The 1,322-nt window shown below is 50.5% G+C and carries 1 protein-coding gene; it reads left to right on the top strand.

Annotated features, from left to right (window positions below; all coding sequences use genetic code 11):
• Positions 1-340: 340 nt before the first annotated feature.
• The gene (locus EJ903_RS26295; RefSeq protein WP_126620812.1) at positions 341-1,288 is read left to right on the top strand and encodes a sulfotransferase family 2 domain-containing protein; all 948 of its coding nucleotides are present in this window, start codon (positions 341-343) and stop codon (positions 1,286-1,288) included.
• Positions 1,289-1,322: the final 34 nt, after the last annotated feature.

Here is a 1,322-nt window from a genome sequence, read left to right as displayed (position 1 = left end):
GGCATCGGGGTCTCGGCTTCAGCGGGGCCACCTTCCTCCCCCGCTGCACTGCACCAGCCAATCTCTCGCTGATTTATGCGCCAAGGTCTAATTGCGGCTAGTTCAAAATCGCTTGGCAAAGTCAGGCCGTTGCGGGTATGAAGGGTGCGGGTGGTTTCAGTCCACATCGGAGATGCATGGTTGTTTTTGGCGAAACCCCTGAATCACCGATAGGGAACGCTGTCAAGCTAACCCGCTGACACCACTCAACTTAGTTTCGGATCAGGCTCTAATCAAGTATTAGGAGTATGCCTGCCAGCCCGGTGAATTTTTCAAGTAAAATATGTGAAGGGGGTAGCGCATGCCATTGTCATTGGATCCGAATTTTGCTCATCGGCTTCGTCTGTCGCCGTTGTTAAAATACTGTTATCTCGATATGCCAAAGTCAGCGTCGTCAACACTTCGGGCAACTCTTTGGCAGATGGAAGTAGCATGTGGCGGCGTATATGTCGGCGTTCCCGAACCTACTAGACATAATTTAGGTGTTCTTAACCGTCCAGCGACGCCCGGAGGTAGCTCAGATAGTCCATGGGTTGCTTATCCATCCTTATTCGGACGGGCGCGGGAATCTGTGTTTTTCTGCACCTTTGTTCGTAATCCTTTCGTCCGGACGCTATCCGGTTATCTCGACAAGATGACTCGGCATGATGGTGATGTGCACAGATATATTTTCCATGAGCGCCACCGCCTCCCACATGATCGAGATCTCGATTTCGTGACCTTCCTACGTTACCTGCGTGAAGAGACTGTTCAGGAAATGGATGGTCATTGGGGGGTGCAAACCTATATGAGCGGCATTGAGCATTTCGAATTTGATTTTATCGGTCGGGTTGAATCAATAGATATTCACCTGCAGGATCTAATTCAAAGACTGGCGATACATGCGGAGCGCCCGGAAATTAGAAATTGCAGAATGTTTGAGTTTCGCCCTCACGCCATGGACGCGCGTGGTCATTTCGAAGAATTTTATAATAATTCCGAATGTATTGATTTAGTACTGGATATTTTTGCCGATGATTTCCGAAACTTCGGTTTTCCATTGACAATTGAAGAAGCCTTCAACACACTCCCACCTATAACCTCTGAGCAAACCGGCAGGGGCTGGGATGCTTTGATGGCGGGAACCACGACAGTACCGGAATGGCACCCGACCATCACCTCAGAAACCATTGCCAAAGCGGCTGCTGTGTCGCAAGGCTTTGTCGCACAAATCGGCGTGAGGACGGAATCCGCCAGCATCCCGCAGTGATCAGGCGATCTTGCGGGTGGTCGGCATGCCCAAG

Source organism: Azospirillum griseum (assembly GCF_003966125.1).
In the GTDB taxonomy this organism is placed as follows: domain Bacteria; phylum Pseudomonadota; class Alphaproteobacteria; order Azospirillales; family Azospirillaceae; genus Azospirillum; species Azospirillum griseum.
The sequence above is the reverse complement of the archived record's forward strand: the minus strand, read 5'-3'. Positions and strand labels throughout refer to the sequence as shown.